The organism is Enterobacter sp. MG-EB028, assembly GCF_056673305.1.
In genome coordinates this window covers 3,552,846-3,569,507 of the sequence record NZ_CP195079.1, presented here as the reverse complement: position 1 = coordinate 3,569,507, position 16,662 = coordinate 3,552,846, and the positions used below count along the sequence as shown (strand labels likewise).

Sequence of the window (16,662 nt, the reverse complement as noted above, 5' to 3'; positions counted from 1 at the left end):
GAGGCGCTTTCCAGATTCTAAAATTGGACTTTTTGTATTAACGAAACTTGCGGATAATACTTATTCGGACGACGACCAACAGGCCCCCTCTCAGGCCAGGGACAAAGGATGAAACCGTTTCGCTTAGCCGCGATCTCTCTCGCGCTGCTCACCACGTTTACACTTGTCGGCTGTGATAACAGCGATGATAAGCCTCAGGCTGCTGCGCCAGCAGCGTCTACTGCATCAACACCGAAAGCCGCAGAAAAGCCCGATGCTGAAACGCTGGCTAAAATGGCCGCCCAGAGTCAGGGAAAAGCGCTGACCCTTCTTGATGCCTCGGAAGTTCAGCTCGACGGTGCCGCCACGCTGGTGCTGACCTTCTCTGTACCGCTGGATCCGAATCAGGATTTCGCCAAAACGGTGCATGTCGTGGATAAGAAAAGCGGCAAGGTTGACGGGGCGTGGGAACTTGCGCCTGGCCTGAAAGAGCTTCGCCTGCGTCATCTGGAGCCTAACCGAAACCTGGTCATCACCGTGGATCGTGGCCTGGTGGCGCTGAACAAAGCGACCTTCGGCATTGATTATGAAAAAGCCCTGACCACCCGGGATGTAGAACCGACGGTCGGTTTTGCCAGCCGCGGCTCGCTGCTGCCGGGCAAGGTAGTGGAAGGTCTGCCGGTGATGGCGCTTAACGTCAACAATGTGGACGTTAATTTCTACCGGGTGAAGCCGGAATCGCTGGCCTCCTTTGTCAGCCAGTGGGAATACCGTAACTCGCTGACCAACTGGGAATCCGACAATCTGCTGAAGATGGCGGAGCTGGTCTATACCGGTCGCTTTGACCTCAATCCGGCGCGCAACACGCGCGAAAAACTGCTCCTGCCGCTTAAAGATATCAAGCCGCTTCAGCAGTCCGGCGTCTATATTGCCGTTATGAACCAGGCCGGGCATTACAGCTACAGCAATGCCGCAACGCTCTTTACCCTGAGCGATATCGGTTTGTCCGCTCACCGCTATCATAACCGGCTGGACATTTTCACCCAGAGCCTGGAAAACGGTGCGGCGCAGTCCGGTGTCACCGTCACGCTGTTAAATGATAAAGGGCAGACGCTTGCCGAGGCGAACAGCGACGCCGACGGTCATGCGAAGCTTGAAACCGATAAAGAAGCCGCGCTTATTCTGGCCAGCAAAGACGGCCAGACCACGCTGCTTGACCTCAAGCTTCCGGCGCTGGATCTGGCGGAGTTCGATATTGCCGGTAACCCGGGTTACAGCAAGCAATTCTTTATGTTTGGCCCGCGCGATCTCTATCGTCCGGGTGAAACGGTGATCCTCAACGGCTTACTGCGCGACAGCGACGGAAAACCGCTTCCCGACCAGCCCGTGAAGCTTGACGTGCTGCGCCCGGACGGCCAGGTGGCACGTACGATCGTTGTTCAGCCTGAAAACGGCCTCTACCGCTTCAATTACCCGCTGGATAGCGGCGCGCAGACCGGCATGTGGCATATTCGTGCCAACACGGGCGATAATCTGCAGCGCATGTGGGACTTCCACGTTGAAGATTTTATGCCTGAGCGTATGGCGCTGAACCTGACGGGACAAAAAGCACCGGTTTCCCCGCAGGATAACGTGGACTTTAACGTTGTGGGCTATTACCTCTATGGCGCACCGGCCAACGGCAACTCGCTGCAGGGCCAGCTTTTCCTGCGTCCGCTGCGCGAGGCGGTTGCTGCGCTGCCGGGCTTCCAGTTCGGTGATATTGCTGAGGAAAACCTGAGCCGCAGCCTGGATGAAGTACAGCTTACGCTGGATGAACAGGGGCGCGGGCAGGTGACCACCGAAAGCCAGTGGAAAGAGGTACACTCGCCGCTGCAGCTGATTCTGCAAGCCAGCCTGCTGGAGTCAGGCGGACGTCCGGTAACGCGTCGCGCTGAGCAGGCCATCTGGCCGGCGGCGGAGCTGCCGGGGATCCGCCCGCAATTCGCCAGTAAAGCGGTTTACGACTACCGTACCGATACCACCGTCAACCAGCCGATTGTCGATGAAAACGGCAACGCCAGCTTTGATATTGTTTATGCCGATGCCAGCGGCGCGAAAAAAGCGGTTTCCGGCTTGCAGGTTCGCCTAATCCGCGAGCGCCGTGACTACTTCTGGAACTGGTCTGAGAGCGAAGGCTGGCAGTCTCAGTTTGATCAGAAAGACCTGGTCGAAGGCGAGCAGGCGCTTAGCCTTAAGGCCGATGAAACCGGAAAAGTCACCTTCCCGGTGGAGTGGGGCTCATATCGTCTGGAAGTGAAAGCGCCTGATGAAATGGTCAGCAGCGTGCGCTTCTGGGCGGGCTACAGCTGGCAGGATAACAGCGACGGCACGGGAGCAGCACGCCCTGACCGCGTGACGCTGAAACTGGATAAACCGGCCTATCAGCCAGGCGATACCATCCAGCTACACATTGCAGCGCCGGCCGCAGGCAAGGGCTATGCCATGATTGAGTCCAGCGAAGGGCCGCTGTGGTGGAAAGAGATCGACGTACCGGCAAACGGTCTGGATCTCTCCATTCCTGTGGATAAGGCCTGGAAACGGCACGATCTCTACCTCAGCGCGCTGGTGGTGCGTCCTGGCGATAAATCCAAATCCGCTACGCCGAAGCGCGCGGTTGGACTGCTGCATCTGCCGATGGGCGACGAAAATCGTCGCCTGAACATAGCGCTGGATAACCCGCAGAAAATGCGTCCAAACCAGACGCTCTCCGTGAAGGTGAAGGCCAGCGTGAAAGAGGGGGCAGTTCCGCAGAAAGTGAACGTGCTGGTCTCGGCGGTGGACAGCGGCGTGCTGAACATTACCGATTACGTCACGCCGGATCCGTGGCAGGCTTTCTTTGGCCAGAAACGCTACGGCGCGGATATCTACGATATCTACGGCCAGGTCATTGAAGGGCAGGGCCGTATGGCCGCGCTGCGTTTCGGTGGTGACGGCGATGAACTCAAGCGCGGCGGCAAACCGCCGGTGAACCACGTCACTATTATTGCCCAGCAGGCTCAGCCGGTTACGCTGGATGCCAACGGGGAAGACACCGTTACGCTGCCGATTGGTGATTTCAACGGCGAGCTGCGCCTGATGGCGCAGGCCTGGACGGAAGATGACTTCGGCAGCAGCGAAAGCAAGGTTGTGGTGGCCGCGCCGGTTATTACCGAGCTTAATACGCCGCGCTTCCTGGCAAGTGGAGATACCTCACGGCTGACGCTGGATCTCACCAACCTGACCGACAAACCGCAAACGCTGAAGGTTGCCCTGAGCGCGACAGGCAAGCTGTCACTGGAAGGCGCACAGCCGCAGCCGGTTCAGTTGCCTCCGGGCGGGCGCAGCACCCTGTTTATTCCGGTGCGTGCACTGGAGGGGTATGGAGACGGTGAGGTGACGGCACAGGTTACCGGTCTGGAGCTTCCTGGCGAAACCTTTGCCCCGCAGCAGAAGAGCTGGAAAATCGGCATTCGTCCGGCGTTCCCGGCGCAGACGGTCAATACCGGTGCCATGCTGAACCCTGGCGAGTCCTGGACCGCGCCGGCACAGCATAGCAATGGATTCTCTCCTGCCACTCTGCAGGGGCAACTGCTGCTGAGCGGTAAACCACCGCTCAACCTGGCGCGCTACATCCGCGAACTACAGGCGTATCCGTATGGCTGCCTGGAACAAACCACCAGCGGCCTGTTCCCGTCTCTCTATACCAACGCGGCGCAGCTTACCGCGCTTGGCATCAAAGGAGATACCGATGACAAGCGCCGTGCTGCCATTGATGTCGGGATCTCCCGACTGCTGCAGATGCAGCGTGATGATGGCGGTTTTGCCTTGTGGGATAAAAACGGCCCGGAAGAGTACTGGCTGACCGCCTATGTGACTGACTTCCTGGGGCGCGCGGGTGAGCAGGGCTATAGCGTACCTGCCGATGCGGTGAACAATGCCAACAACCGTCTGCTGCGCTACCTGCAGGATCCGGGCATGATGTCCATTCGCTACAGCGATGATACTCAGGCCAGCAAATTTGCCGTGCAGGCTTATGCCTCGCTGGTGCTGGCGCGTCAGCAAAAAGCGCCGCTCGGTGCGCTGCGTGAAATCTGGGAGCGTCACGCTCAGGCCGCCTCCGGGCTGCCGCTGATGCAGCTAGGTATGGCGCTTAAACTGATGGGCGATGCGCCGCGCAGCCAGCAGGCTCTGGATCTGGCACTTAAAACGCCGCGCAACGACAGTAAAAACTGGATGGCCGATTACGGCAGTCAGTTGCGCGATAATGCCCTGATGCTCTCCCTGCTGGAAGAGTACAAGCTGCTGCCGGATGCGCAAAATACGCTGCTGAATGTGTTGTCTGAACAGGCTTTCAGCCAGCGCTGGCTGTCCACTCAGGAAAGCAACGCGCTGTTCCTGGCCGGACGTTCGCTGCAAACCTTGTCAGGTGCCTGGCAGGCGAAAACCTCCCTGTCTGATACCGCATCAGGCGGGGATAAGGCGCAGGTACAAAACGTGAGCGGCGACCAGCTCGGTGCGCTGCAGGTAACCAATACCGGCACGGCACCGCTGTGGGTACGTCTGGACAGCACCGGCTATCCGGAATATGCCCCTCAGCCGAGCGCTAACGTGCTGCAGGTTGAACGTCATATCCTGGCAACCGATGGCAGCAGCAAATCGCTCTCTTCGCTGAAGAGCGGTGAGCTGGTGCTGGTCTGGCTTGAAGTGAAAGCCAGCCAAAACGTGCCGGATGCGCTGGTGGTGGATCTCCTCCCGGCAGGTCTGGAGTTGGAAAACCAGAATCTGGCGAGCAGCAGCGCCAGCCTGCAGGATAGCGGTAGCGAAGTGCAGAACCTGCTCAGCCAGATGCAACAGGCGGATATTCAGCATATGGAGTTCCGCGACGACCGCTTTGTGGCTGCCGTGCCGGTAAACGAAGGTCAACCGGTCACACTGGTCTATCTGGCACGCGCCGTGACGCCGGGAACCTACCAGGTACCGGTGCCGATGGTGGAGTCTATGTACGTTCCGCAGTGGCGGGCAACGGGTGCGGCCAGCGGCCCGCTGATTGTTGTTCCGTAACATGCCGGGAGCACGTCTGACACGCTCCCGCTGGCTCTGGCTGGCGGGAGCGCTTCTCGTTTTATGGGGGCTGATTATCGCCGCCGATCGCCTGTGGCCGTTGCCTCTGAAAGAGGTTAACCCTGCACGAGTCGTGGTGGACGAGAAGGGCGCGCCGCTCTGGCGTTTTGCCGATAGCGACGGTATCTGGCGCTATCCGGTTACCATTGAAGACGTTTCTCCGCGCTACCTTGAGGCTCTGATCCAGTACGAAGATCGCTGGTTCTGGGATCATCCAGGCGTAAACCCGCTCTCTGTCCTGCGCGCCGCCTGGCAGGATCTCACCTCCGGAAGAGTGGTTTCGGGAGGAAGCACGCTTACCATGCAGGTTGCGCGCCTGCTGGATCCGCATCCGCGCACCTTTGGCGGCAAAATTCGCCAGCTATGGCGGGCGATGCAGCTGGAGTGGCATCTCTCTAAACGTGACATTCTTACGCTCTATCTCAACCGCGCCCCGTTTGGCGGCACGCTGCAGGGCGTGGGGGCGGCGAGCTGGACCTATCTTGGAAAACCCCCTTCGCAGCTGAGCTACTCCGACGCGGCGTTGCTGGCGGTACTGCCGCAGGCGCCAAGCCGCCTGCGCCCGGACCGCTGGCCGGAGCGGGCCGAAGCGGCACGCAACAAAGTTCTCGACCGCATGATGACCCAGGGCGTCTGGTCAGCAAAGCAGGTGAAAGAGTCCCGTGAAGAGCCGGTATGGCTGGCTCCCCGGCAGATGCCGCAGCTGGCGCCGCTCTTTGCACGCATGATGCTTGGCAAAAGTCGCGACACAAAGATTGTCACCACGCTGGATGCCGGACTGCAACGGCAGCTGGAAGAGCTGGCGATGAACTGGAAATCCCGCCTGCCGGCACGCAGCTCGCTGGCGATGATCGTAGTCGATCATACCGACATGAAAGTTCGCGGCTGGGTTGGCTCGGTAGATATCACCGACGACACGCGTTTTAGCCACGTGGATATGGTTAACGCGATCCGATCTCCGGGATCGGTATTAAAGCCCTTTATCTACGGTATGGCGCTGGACGATGGCCTGATCCATCCCGCCTCGCTGCTTCAGGACGTGCCCAGAAAAACCGGCGATTATCGCCCGGGAAATTTTGACAGCGGGTTTCACGGGCCGGTCAGCATGAGTGAAGCGCTGGTGCGTTCGCTCAACCTGCCAGCCGTACAGGTGCTGGAAGCCTACGGGCCAAAACGCTTTGCCGGGATGCTGAGCAATGCCGGGCTGCCGCTGATCCTGCCTGCCGGAGCGCAGCCGAATCTGTCGCTGATCCTGGGTGGCGCGGGCGCGAGGCTGGCGGATATCGCCGCCGCATACAGCGCCTTTGCAAGGCATGGCAAGGCGGGGCGGCTGCGCTTACAGCCGGGCGACCCGCTGACTGAACGCCCGCTGTTATCGCCGGGCTCGGCGTGGATTATTCGCCGTATTCTGGCGAACGAGGCGCAGCCGCTGCCGGACAGCGCGCTGCCGCAAATCGCGCCGCTGGCGTGGAAAACGGGGACCAGCTACGGCTACCGTGATGCCTGGGCCATCGGTCTGAATGCCCGTTACGTAATAGGTATCTGGACAGGACGACCGGACGGCACGCCCGTAGCGGGGCAGTTTGGTTTTGCCAGCGCGGTTCCGCTATTAAACCAGGTGAATAACCTGCTTCAGTCACGCTCGACCATAGACGAGGCCCGCCTGCCGCGCGATCCGCGCCCGGAAAGCGTCGGGCGGGGCGTGATCTGTTGGCCTGGCGGTCAGTCGCTGCCGGGAGGGAGTGAAAACTGTCGACGTCGTCTGTCGACCTGGCTGCTGGAAGGGAGTGAACCCCCTACGCTGCTATTGCCCGAACAGGAAGGCATTCGCGGCATTCGTTTCCCGGTCTGGGTGGATAAAACGGGCAAGCGTGTGGCGGCAGATTGCCCTGATGCAACGGAAAAAGTCCTCGATGTCTGGCCGCTGCCGCTGGAGCCGTGGCTGCCTGCGACCGAGCGTCGTGCGGTACGGGTCCCGACTTCATCAACAATCTGTCCTCCGCTCTCGCAGGATGCACCTGCGCCACTCATCCTGACCGGCGTGCGCGAAGGGGCCGTTATAAAACGTCTGCCGGGGGAGTCCCGCGTTTCGCTGCCGCTTCAGGCGACCGGCAACAGCGGCGAGCGCTGGTGGTTTTTGAACGGTGAACCGCTGAGTGTGAAAGGACGGGTTTACACATTACAGCTTGATAAACCGGGCGAATATCAGTTACTCGTTATGGATGAGACCGGGCAGGTTGCGACGGTGAATTTTACGCTGCAGTGACCTTAAAACAGCGTTCAGATGTGAGCTGTTGCTAAAACTCGTCTTATTTTAAAAAAATGTTACCTGAATCCATAGGCAATGGCGCTATTGCTCATTATAATCCGCGCCACACCATACTCCGGTATGCAAAACAACAGAACATTGACAGAGGTTATCATGGCTATTGAACGTACTTTTTCCATCATCAAACCAAACGCGGTGGCAAAAAACGTTATTGGCAGCATCTTCGCTCGCTTTGAATCAGCAGGGTTTAAGATCGTTGGCACCAAAATGCTGCACCTGACCGTTGAGCAGGCTCGTGGTTTCTACGCTGAGCACGAAGGTCGTCCATTCTTTGATGGCCTGGTTGAGTTCATGACCTCCGGTCCAATCGTGGTATCCGTGCTGGAAGGCGAAAACGCAGTACAGCGTCACCGCGATCTGCTGGGTGCAACCAACCCGGACAACGCGCTGGCGGGTACCCTGCGCGCTGACTACGCGGACAGCTTCACCGAGAACGGCACCCACGGTTCCGATTCTGTTGAATCTGCTGCGCGCGAAATCGCGTTCTTCTTCGCTGAAGGCGAAGTGTGTCCACGTACCCGTTAATTTAACGGTTTCGTTTACACATTATTTTCGTAAATGCCACGTCCAGACGTGGCATCCCTGCGCCAGACTTTGTACAATGCAACGCCCCGGACGAGCAGACCGCTTTCCGGGGCGTTTCTATTCAACCCTCCATGGGCCACAACGTGTAACAACGAGGCCGGAAAAAATTATGTCTGAACTAGTGAATACCTCCGAAGTCGCCATTCCTGCGGTTCCCAATAAAAATGGAAAAATTAACCTGCTGGACCTGAACCGTCAGCAGATGCGCGAGTTCTTTAAAGATATGGGTGAGAAGCCGTTTCGTGCCGATCAGGTCATGAAGTGGATGTACCACTACTGCAGCGACAACTTTGATGAGATGACTGACATCAACAAAGTGCTGCGCAACAAGCTCAAAGAAGTGGCTGAAATCCGCGCACCGGAAGTGGTGGAAGAGCAGCGCTCGGCGGACGGCACCATCAAATGGGCGATTGCGGTAGGCGATCAGCGCGTTGAAACCGTCTACATCCCGGAAGAAGATCGCGCCACGCTGTGCGTCTCTTCTCAGGTGGGTTGTGCGCTGGAGTGCAAATTCTGCTCTACCGCTCAGCAAGGATTTAACCGTAACCTGCGCGTGTCTGAAATCATCGGTCAGGTCTGGCGTGCCGCGAAGATCGTTGGCGCAGCGAAAGTGACCGGCACGCGTCCGATCACCAACGTGGTGATGATGGGGATGGGTGAACCGCTGCTGAACCTGACCAACGTGGTGCCGGCGATGGAGATCATGTTGGATGACTTCGGTTTTGGCCTGTCCAAGCGCCGCGTGACGCTGTCTACCTCAGGCGTTGTGCCTGCGCTGGACAAGCTCGGTGACATGATTGACGTTGCGCTGGCTATCTCCCTGCACGCGCCAAACGATGAAATCCGTGACGAAATTGTACCGATTAACAAAAAGTATAATATCGAAACCTTCCTCGCTGCCGTGCGTCGCTACCTGGAGAAATCCAACGCTAACCAGGGCCGCGTTACCATCGAGTATGTGATGCTTGACCACGTCAACGACGGTACCGAACACGCGCATCAGTTGGCTGAGCTGCTGAAAGATACGCCATGCAAAATCAACCTGATTCCATGGAACCCGTTCCCGGGCGCGCCGTATGGCCGTAGCTCGAACAGCCGTATCGACCGTTTCTCCAAGGTGCTGATGGAGTATGGTTTCACCACCATCGTCCGTAAAACCCGTGGTGATGATATTGATGCTGCGTGCGGACAGTTGGCAGGCGACGTCATTGACCGTACCAAACGTACCCTGCGTAAACGCATGCAGGGCGAGACGATTGCGGTCAAAGCTGTTTGATTATTATGCACTCACGGCGCATTATCTGCGCCGTGATGCTTAATCTTATTGAATAATCAGTCAGATTCGTGATGACTGATCAATAATTACGGTGCGTTTCATCCGACTTTCGGGCAGTATGTAACGACGTAACAACAGTTTAGCCGTTCGGGCAGGGCTGTGCTGTCATCTCCGGGCTGACAGTCTTATACTGTCTGTTCAAGGTTAACTGACCTGAAGTTTCGCGGTGCGGGTGGCATTGTGACTCACCGGCACCTGAACCCTTTTTTTCACGTACCAGTAGTTGTAGCGAATGAATACTGAAGCCACTCACGACCAACATGAAGCACTCTCCACTGGCGTTCGTCTTCGCAACGCCCGTGAACAACTCGGACTCAGCCAGCAAGCCGTTGCAGAACGCTTGTGCCTGAAGGTTTCCACGGTTCGCGATATTGAAGAAGATAAGGCGCCTGCCGATCTGGCTTCAACATTTCTGCGCGGTTATATCCGCTCTTACGCAAAGCTGGTGCACATCCCCGAAAACGAATTACTGCCAATGATGGAGAAGCAGGCACCGGTTCGTGCAGCAAAAGTTGCCCCGATGCAAAGCTTCTCCCTGGGGAAACGCCGTAAAAAACGTGATGGCTGGCTGATGAGCTTTACCTGGCTGGTGCTGTTTGTGGTTGTCGGTCTGACCGGCGCGTGGTGGTGGCAGAACCACAAGGCGCAGCAGGAAGAGATCACCACCATGGCCGATCAATCCTCCGCCGAACTCAATCAGGCGAGCAACGGTGGCGCCCAGAGCGTCCCGCTGAACACCGAGGGTGCAGCGACCTCAAGCGAGCCGCAAACAACGGCTCCGGCGACCGAAGCAGCACAGACTCCGGCCGCAACGGCTAACACCGCTGCGCCGCAGGCCCAGGATCAAAACGCGGTCGTCGCGCCTTCTCAGGCAAATGTCGATACTGCGATGAACGCCCCGGCAGCGACTCAGCCTGCGGACAATACCGCGGCGTCCCTGCCGACCGACCCGGCGGCAACAGCCGCGCCAGCCGCCGATCCAAACGCGCTGGTGATGAACTTCACGGCTGACTGCTGGCTGGAAGTGACTGACGCGACAGGTAAAAAACTCTTCAGCGGCCTGCAGCGTAAAGATGGCAATTTAAATCTGGTCGGTCAGGCTCCTTATAAGCTTAAAATTGGCGCTCCGGCAGCGGTACAGATCCAGTATCAAGGAAAACCTGTCGACCTGAGCCGCTTTATCAGAACTAACCAGGTTGCACGTCTTACCGTTAATGCCGAACAATCAGCAGCACAGTAACAGACGGGCAACGCGGGAGATTTTTCATGCATAACCAGGCTCCGATTCAACGTAGAAAATCGAAACGGATTTACGTTGGGAATGTGCCAGTCGGCGATGGGGCACCTATCGCCGTCCAGTCGATGACCAATACGCGCACCACGGACGTGGAAGCGACGGTCAACCAAATCAAAGCATTAGAGCGTGTAGGCGCGGACATTGTTCGCGTCTCCGTGCCCACTATGGATGCCGCTGAGGCGTTCAAACTGATCAAACAGCAGGTCAGCGTTCCGCTGGTTGCAGACATCCACTTCGACTACCGTATCGCGCTGAAAGTCGCCGAATACGGCGTTGATTGCCTGCGTATTAACCCGGGCAACATCGGTAACGAAGAGCGTATCCGCATGGTCGTGGACTGCGCCCGCGACAAAAATATTCCTATCCGTATCGGCGTAAACGCCGGTTCCCTGGAAAAAGATCTGCAGGAAAAATACGGCGAGCCTACGCCTCAGGCGCTGCTCGAATCCGCGATGCGCCACGTCGATCATCTCGATCGTCTTAACTTCGATCAGTTTAAAGTCAGCGTAAAAGCGTCCGACGTGTTCCTCGCAGTGGAATCTTACCGCCTGCTGGCAAAACAGATCGAGCAGCCTCTGCACCTCGGGATCACCGAAGCGGGCGGCCTGCGTAGCGGTTCTGTAAAATCGGCGATCGGCCTGGGGCTGCTGCTCTCTGAAGGGATCGGCGACACCCTGCGCGTCTCGCTGGCGGCCGATCCGGTCGAAGAGATCAAGGTCGGTTTTGATATCCTGAAGTCACTGCGCATTCGTTCGCGTGGGATCAACTTCATTGCCTGCCCAACATGCTCACGTCAGGAATTTGACGTGATCGGCACGGTGAATGCCCTGGAGCAGCGTCTGGAAGACATCATCACCCCAATGGACGTTTCCATCATCGGCTGCGTGGTGAACGGTCCGGGTGAAGCGCTGGTGTCAACCCTGGGCGTAACTGGCGGTAACAAGAAAAGTGGTCTCTATGAAGATGGCGTTCGTAAAGATCGTCTGGATAATAGCGACATGATCGACCAGCTTGAAGCCCGCATCCGCGCCAAAGCCGCGATGATGGACGAAACACAGCGTATCAGCGTTCAGCAGGTTGAAAAATAACGTGATGGGAAGCATGCCGCTTCCCATGTATGATTGAACCCATTCTTTGGGTTTTTTTTGTATTATAGAAAGAGAATAAACGTGGCAAAAAACATTCAAGCCATCCGCGGCATGAACGATTACCTGCCTGGCGAAACCGCCATCTGGCAGCGCATTGAAGGCACGCTGAAGCAGGTGCTCGGCAGCTACGGTTACAGCGAAATCCGTTTGCCGATTGTAGAGCAGACCCCGTTATTCAAACGCGCGATCGGTGAAGTGACCGACGTGGTTGAAAAAGAGATGTACACCTTTGAGGACCGCAACGGCGACAGCCTGACCCTGCGTCCGGAAGGTACGGCGGGCTGCGTTCGCGCCGGCATCGAACATGGTCTTCTGTACAATCAGGAGCAGCGCCTGTGGTATATCGGCCCGATGTTCCGCCACGAACGTCCGCAGAAAGGTCGTTATCGCCAGTTCAACCAGCTGGGCGTGGAAGTCTTTGGCCTGCAGGGCCCGGACATCGACGCCGAACTGATTATGCTGACCGCCCGCTGGTGGCGCGCGCTCGGTATCGCCGATCATGTCTCCCTGGAACTGAACTCAATCGGTTCTCTGGAAGCGCGAGCTAACTACCGCGATGCGCTGGTGGCGTTCCTGGAACAGCACAAAGAGAAGCTGGACGAAGACTGCAAACGTCGCATGTACAGCAACCCGCTGCGCGTGCTGGATTCCAAAAACCCTGATGTCCAGGCGCTGCTGAACGATGCCCCTGCGCTGGGTGACTACCTGGACGACGAGTCTCGCGAACACTTTACCGGTCTGTGCAAGCTGCTCGAAGCGGCGGGCATTGCCTACAGCGTGAACCAGCGTCTGGTGCGCGGTCTGGATTATTACAACCGCACCGTGTTTGAGTGGGTAACCACCAGCCTCGGTTCGCAGGGTACCGTATGTGCCGGCGGCCGTTATGACGGTCTGGTTGAGCAACTGGGTGGCCGTGCGGCCCCTGCGGTTGGCTTCGCGATGGGTCTTGAACGACTTGTTTTGCTGGTTCAGGCAGTTAATCCGGAATTTAAAGCAGATTCCGTTGTCGATATATACCTGGTGGCTTCAGGCGCGGAAACGCAATCTGCGGCGATGCAGCTTGCCGAACGCGTGCGTGATGCACTGCCGGGCGTTAAGCTAATGACCAACCATGGCGGCGGCAACTTCAAAAAACAGTTTGCTCGTGCCGATAAGTGGGGCGCAAGTATTGCACTGGTGCTGGGCGAGTCCGAAGTGGCTAACGGCGAAGTGGTAGTAAAAGACCTGCGCTCTGGTGAGCAGACAACGGTAACGCAGGACGGCGTTGCGGCGCACTTGCGCACTCTATTGGGCTAAGGAGAAAGACGGCGTGGAAATGTACGAGAACGAACACGATCAGGTCGACGCGATTAAACGCTTCTTTGCTGAAAACGGCAAAGCGCTGGTTGTTGGGGTAATTTTAGGTGTGGGTGCGCTGGTTGGCTGGCGTTACTGGAACAATCATCAGGCGGATTCCGCGCGCGGCGCGTCTCTGTCCTATGAAAATACCGTTAGCGCGCTTCGGGCCGATCAGCCGCAAACGCTGGTTGCGGCAGAGAAATTTGCCGCCGACAACAAAAACACCTACGGTGCGCTGGCTGCACTGGAAGTTGCTCAGCAGTATGTTGATAAGAACGAACTGGATAAAGCCGCTGCTCAGCTGTCTCAGGGCCTTGCTGCTGCCAGCGATGAAAATCTGAAGGCAGTAATCAATCTGCGCCTGGCACGTATTCAGGTTCAGCAGAAAAAAGCTGACGACGCGCTGAAAACGCTCGATACCATCAAAGGCGAAGGTTTTGCTGCCATCGTTGCCGATCTGCGCGGTGAAGCACTGCTGAGCAAAGGTGACAAAGCGGGCGCGCGTAAAGCGTGGCAAGCTGGCGTAGAGAGCAAAGCGTCACCTGCGCTGAGCGAAATGATGCAGATGAAAATAAATAATTTGTCCGTCTGAGAGGGACCCGATGCAATTGCGTAAATTACTTCTGCCAGGACTGCTTTCTGTTACGTTATTGAGTGGTTGTTCACTGTTCAGTGGCGAAGAAGACGTTGTGAAAATGTCCCCACTGCCGACGGTTGAAAACCAGTTTACCCCATCCACCGCGTGGGATGTCTCCGTGGGCAGTGGGATTGGTGATTTTTATTCCAACCTTCATCCGGCCTATGCCGACAGCGTTGTCTATGCCGCTGACCGTAAAGGTACCGTGAAAGCGGTCAACGCCGATGATGGAAAAGAAGTCTGGTCCGTTAACCTGGCGGAAAAAGACGGCTGGTTCTCCCGTAAACCTGCACTGCTGTCTGGCGGTCTGACCGTTTCCGGTGGTCATGTGTACGTGGGCAGCGAAAAGGCGCAGGTGTATGCGCTGAACAGCAGCGACGGTTCCATTGCCTGGCAAACGACCGTTGCCGGTGAGTCTCTGTCTCGCCCTGTGGTGAGCGACGGCCTGGTGCTGATTCATACCAGCAACGGCCAGTTGCAGGCGCTGAACGAAGCGGACGGTCTGGTGAAATGGACCGTTAACCTGGATATGCCAGCGCTCTCTCTGCGCGGTGAATCTGCGCCGGCTACCGCATTTGGCGCTGCCATTGTGGGCGGTGACAACGGTCGCGTGAGCGCCGTGCTGATGCAGCAGGGCCAGATGATCTGGCAGCAGCGCATCTCTCAGGCCACTGGCTCAACGGAAATTGACCGTCTGAGCGACGTAGACACCACGCCGGTTATCGTTGACGGTGTGGTTTACGCGCTGGCCTATAACGGCAACCTGACCGCGCTGGACCTGCGCAGCGGCCAGATTATGTGGAAACGTGAGCTGGGCTCCGTGAATGACTTCATCGTTGACGGTAACCGCATCTATATGGTTGACCAGAACGATCGCCTGCTGGCGCTGAGCACCGAAGGCGGCGTGACGCTGTGGACGCAGAGCGATCTGCTGCACCGCCTGCTGACCGCGCCAGCCCTGTACAACGGCAGCCTGGTGGTAGGCGACAGTGAAGGCTATATGCACTGGATCGATCCAGAGAATGGCCGCTTCGTGGCACAGCAGAAAGTGGACGGTTCAGGCTTCCTGACCGACCCGGTTGTGGCTGACGGCAAACTGCTGATTCAGGCAAAAGACGGCACGCTGTACGCGATCACGCGTTAATTACCCGTCGGTTGTAGTATACTAAACGGCTCCTGTTCACTCAGGAGCCGTTTTGACATTTTTAAAAACGCCGCGAAAGCGACGTTTATGTGAATTTTATGAGGCTTCAAACATGGTACCTGTGGTCGCGCTTGTCGGGCGCCCTAACGTTGGAAAATCCACTCTTTTTAACCGTTTAACACGCACCCGTGATGCGCTGGTTGCGGATTTCCCGGGGCTGACGCGTGACCGTAAGTACGGTCGTGCAGAGGTGGAAGGACGCGAGTTCATCTGTATTGATACCGGCGGTATCGATGGCACAGAAGACGGCGTTGAAACCCGCATGGCGGAACAGTCATTGCTGGCGATTGAAGAAGCGGACGTCGTGCTGTTCATGGTGGATGCGCGCGCTGGCCTGATGCCGGCGGACTCTGCAATCGCTAAACACCTGCGTTCACGCGAAAAGCCTACTTTCCTGGTGGCGAACAAAACTGACGGCATCGATGCCGATCAGGCTATCGCGGACTTCTGGTCTCTGGGCATGGGGGAGATCCACCCGATTGCGGCATCGCATGGCCGCGGTGTGACCAGCCTGCTGGAAACCGTTCTGCTGCCGTGGGTGGACGAAGTGAACCCGCCGGAAGAGGTGGATGAAGACGCCGCCTACTGGGCGCAGTTCGAAGACGGTGAAGAGGGCGAAGAAGAAGCGCCTGAGGATGACTTCAACCCTCAGGATCTGCCGATCAAGCTGGCTATCGTCGGCCGTCCAAACGTAGGTAAGTCTACGCTCACTAACCGTATTCTGGGTGAAGAGCGCGTGGTGGTTTACGACATGCCGGGTACAACGCGTGACAGCATCTACATCCCGATGCAGCGCGATGAACGTGAGTATGTCCTCATCGACACCGCCGGGGTACGTAAGCGCGGAAAAATCACCGACGTGGTGGAAAAATTCTCCGTTATCAAAACCCTGCAGGCAATTGAAGATGCCAACGTGGTGCTGCTCGTTATCGACGCGCGCGAAGGTATCTCCGATCAGGATCTCTCTCTGCTCGGCTTTATCCTCAATAGTGGGCGCTCACTGGTTATCGTGGTCAACAAGTGGGACGGCCTGAGCAATGAAGTACGCGAGCAGGTGAAAGAGACTCTGGACTTCCGTCTGGGCTTTATCGACTTTGCCCGCGTGCACTTCATCTCTGCGCTGCATGGCAGCGGCGTCGGTAACCTGTTCGAATCCGTGCGTGAAGCGTATGACAGCTCCACTCGTCGTCAGAGCACCGCCATGCTGACCCGCATCATGAATATGGCTGCGGAAGACCACCAGCCGCCGCTGGTTCGCGGTCGTCGCGTGAAGCTGAAATATGCCCACGCCGGTGGCTATAACCCGCCAATCGTGGTGATCCACGGCAACCAGGTGAAAGACCTGCCGGATTCCTACAAGCGCTATCTGATGAACTACTTCCGTAAATCGCTGGACGTGATGGGCACGCCTATCCGCATCCAGTTTAAGGAAGGGGAAAACCCGTTCGCCAACAAGCGCAACACCCTGACGCCAAACCAGATGCGTAAGCGTAAGCGTTTGATTAAGCACATTAAGAAAAGCAAATAATCATTGCCGATCTCACGAAGGCCCGCGTTTATCGCGGGCTTTTTTTTTGCCCAAATCATACCGCCAGTTTTCTCTGTGTGATGTCAATCACTATTCATTTTCAACCACGTTTAAATCTAAGAAAGTAGACAATCGTCGA

The 16,662-nt window shown here is 57.3% G+C and carries 10 protein-coding genes; all 10 read left to right on the top strand.

Going from position 1 to position 16,662, the window contains the following annotated elements; all coding sequences use genetic code 11:
- Window positions 1-108: 108 nt before the first annotated feature.
- The 10 genes from ACR42C_RS16825 to der all read left to right on the top strand — a co-directional run bounded on the left by ACR42C_RS16825 (window position 109) and on the right by der (window position 16,523).
- Window positions 109-5,061, top strand: coding sequence for an alpha-2-macroglobulin family protein (locus ACR42C_RS16825; protein WP_479984357.1), 4,953 nt, complete (start codon window positions 109-111; stop codon window positions 5,059-5,061).
- 1 nt (window position 5,062) lies between these two features.
- Window positions 5,063-7,387 carry a peptidoglycan glycosyltransferase PbpC gene (gene pbpC / locus ACR42C_RS16820; protein WP_479984356.1) on the top strand — a complete coding sequence of 775 codons (2,325 nt, stop codon included), beginning with the start codon at window positions 5,063-5,065 and terminating at the stop codon, window positions 7,385-7,387.
- 156 nt (window positions 7,388-7,543) lie between these two features.
- Complete coding sequence (gene ndk, locus ACR42C_RS16815; protein WP_003860625.1) at window positions 7,544-7,975, top strand: nucleoside-diphosphate kinase; 432 nt, start codon at window positions 7,544-7,546, stop codon at window positions 7,973-7,975.
- 169 nt (window positions 7,976-8,144) lie between these two features.
- Entirely contained in the window at window positions 8,145-9,311 is a 1,167-nt protein-coding gene (rlmN, locus tag ACR42C_RS16810) for a dual-specificity RNA methyltransferase RlmN (RefSeq protein ID WP_014884812.1), read from the top strand.
- 292 nt (window positions 9,312-9,603) lie between these two features.
- Entirely contained in the window at window positions 9,604-10,611 is a 1,008-nt protein-coding gene (rodZ, locus tag ACR42C_RS16805; RefSeq protein WP_320719973.1) for a cytoskeleton protein RodZ, read from the top strand.
- 26 nt (window positions 10,612-10,637) lie between these two features.
- Window positions 10,638-11,756, top strand: a complete 1,119-nt coding sequence (ispG, locus tag ACR42C_RS16800) for a flavodoxin-dependent (E)-4-hydroxy-3-methylbut-2-enyl-diphosphate synthase (RefSeq protein ID WP_116343256.1) — start codon at window positions 10,638-10,640, stop codon at window positions 11,754-11,756.
- 81 nt (window positions 11,757-11,837) lie between these two features.
- A complete protein-coding gene (hisS, locus tag ACR42C_RS16795) occupies window positions 11,838-13,112 on the top strand; it encodes a histidine--tRNA ligase (protein WP_320719975.1) in 1,275 nt (424 codons plus the stop codon).
- Window positions 13,113-13,125: 13 nt separating this feature from the next.
- Window positions 13,126-13,746, top strand: coding sequence for a YfgM family protein (locus ACR42C_RS16790; RefSeq protein WP_061097402.1), 621 nt, complete (start codon window positions 13,126-13,128; stop codon window positions 13,744-13,746).
- A gap of 10 nt (window positions 13,747-13,756) precedes the next feature.
- Window positions 13,757-14,935, top strand: a complete 1,179-nt coding sequence (bamB, locus tag ACR42C_RS16785) for an outer membrane protein assembly factor BamB (protein WP_439207378.1) — start codon at window positions 13,757-13,759, stop codon at window positions 14,933-14,935.
- A 112-nt stretch (window positions 14,936-15,047) separates the two neighbouring features.
- Window positions 15,048-16,523 carry a ribosome biogenesis GTPase Der gene (gene der / locus ACR42C_RS16780; RefSeq protein ID WP_233002501.1) on the top strand — a complete coding sequence of 492 codons (1,476 nt, stop codon included), beginning with the start codon at window positions 15,048-15,050 and terminating at the stop codon, window positions 16,521-16,523.
- The last annotated feature ends 139 nt before the right edge of the window (window positions 16,524-16,662 follow it).

What these genes read in the sequence shown, in the direction of transcription:
- ACR42C_RS16825 (WP_479984357.1), top strand. Translation starts at nt 109, where the DNA reads ATGAAACCGTTTCGCTTAGCCGCGATCTCTCTCGCGCTGCTCACCACG.
- pbpC (WP_479984356.1), top strand. Translation starts at nt 5,063, where the DNA reads ATGCCGGGAGCACGTCTGACACGCTCCCGCTGGCTCTGGCTGGCGGGA.
- ndk (WP_003860625.1), top strand. Translation starts at nt 7,544, where the DNA reads ATGGCTATTGAACGTACTTTTTCCATCATCAAACCAAACGCGGTGGCA.
- rlmN (WP_014884812.1), top strand. Translation starts at nt 8,145, where the DNA reads ATGTCTGAACTAGTGAATACCTCCGAAGTCGCCATTCCTGCGGTTCCC.
- rodZ (WP_320719973.1), top strand. Translation starts at nt 9,604, where the DNA reads ATGAATACTGAAGCCACTCACGACCAACATGAAGCACTCTCCACTGGC.
- ispG (WP_116343256.1), top strand. Translation starts at nt 10,638, where the DNA reads ATGCATAACCAGGCTCCGATTCAACGTAGAAAATCGAAACGGATTTAC.
- bamB (WP_439207378.1), top strand. Translation starts at nt 13,757, where the DNA reads ATGCAATTGCGTAAATTACTTCTGCCAGGACTGCTTTCTGTTACGTTA.
- der (WP_233002501.1), top strand. Translation starts at nt 15,048, where the DNA reads ATGGTACCTGTGGTCGCGCTTGTCGGGCGCCCTAACGTTGGAAAATCC.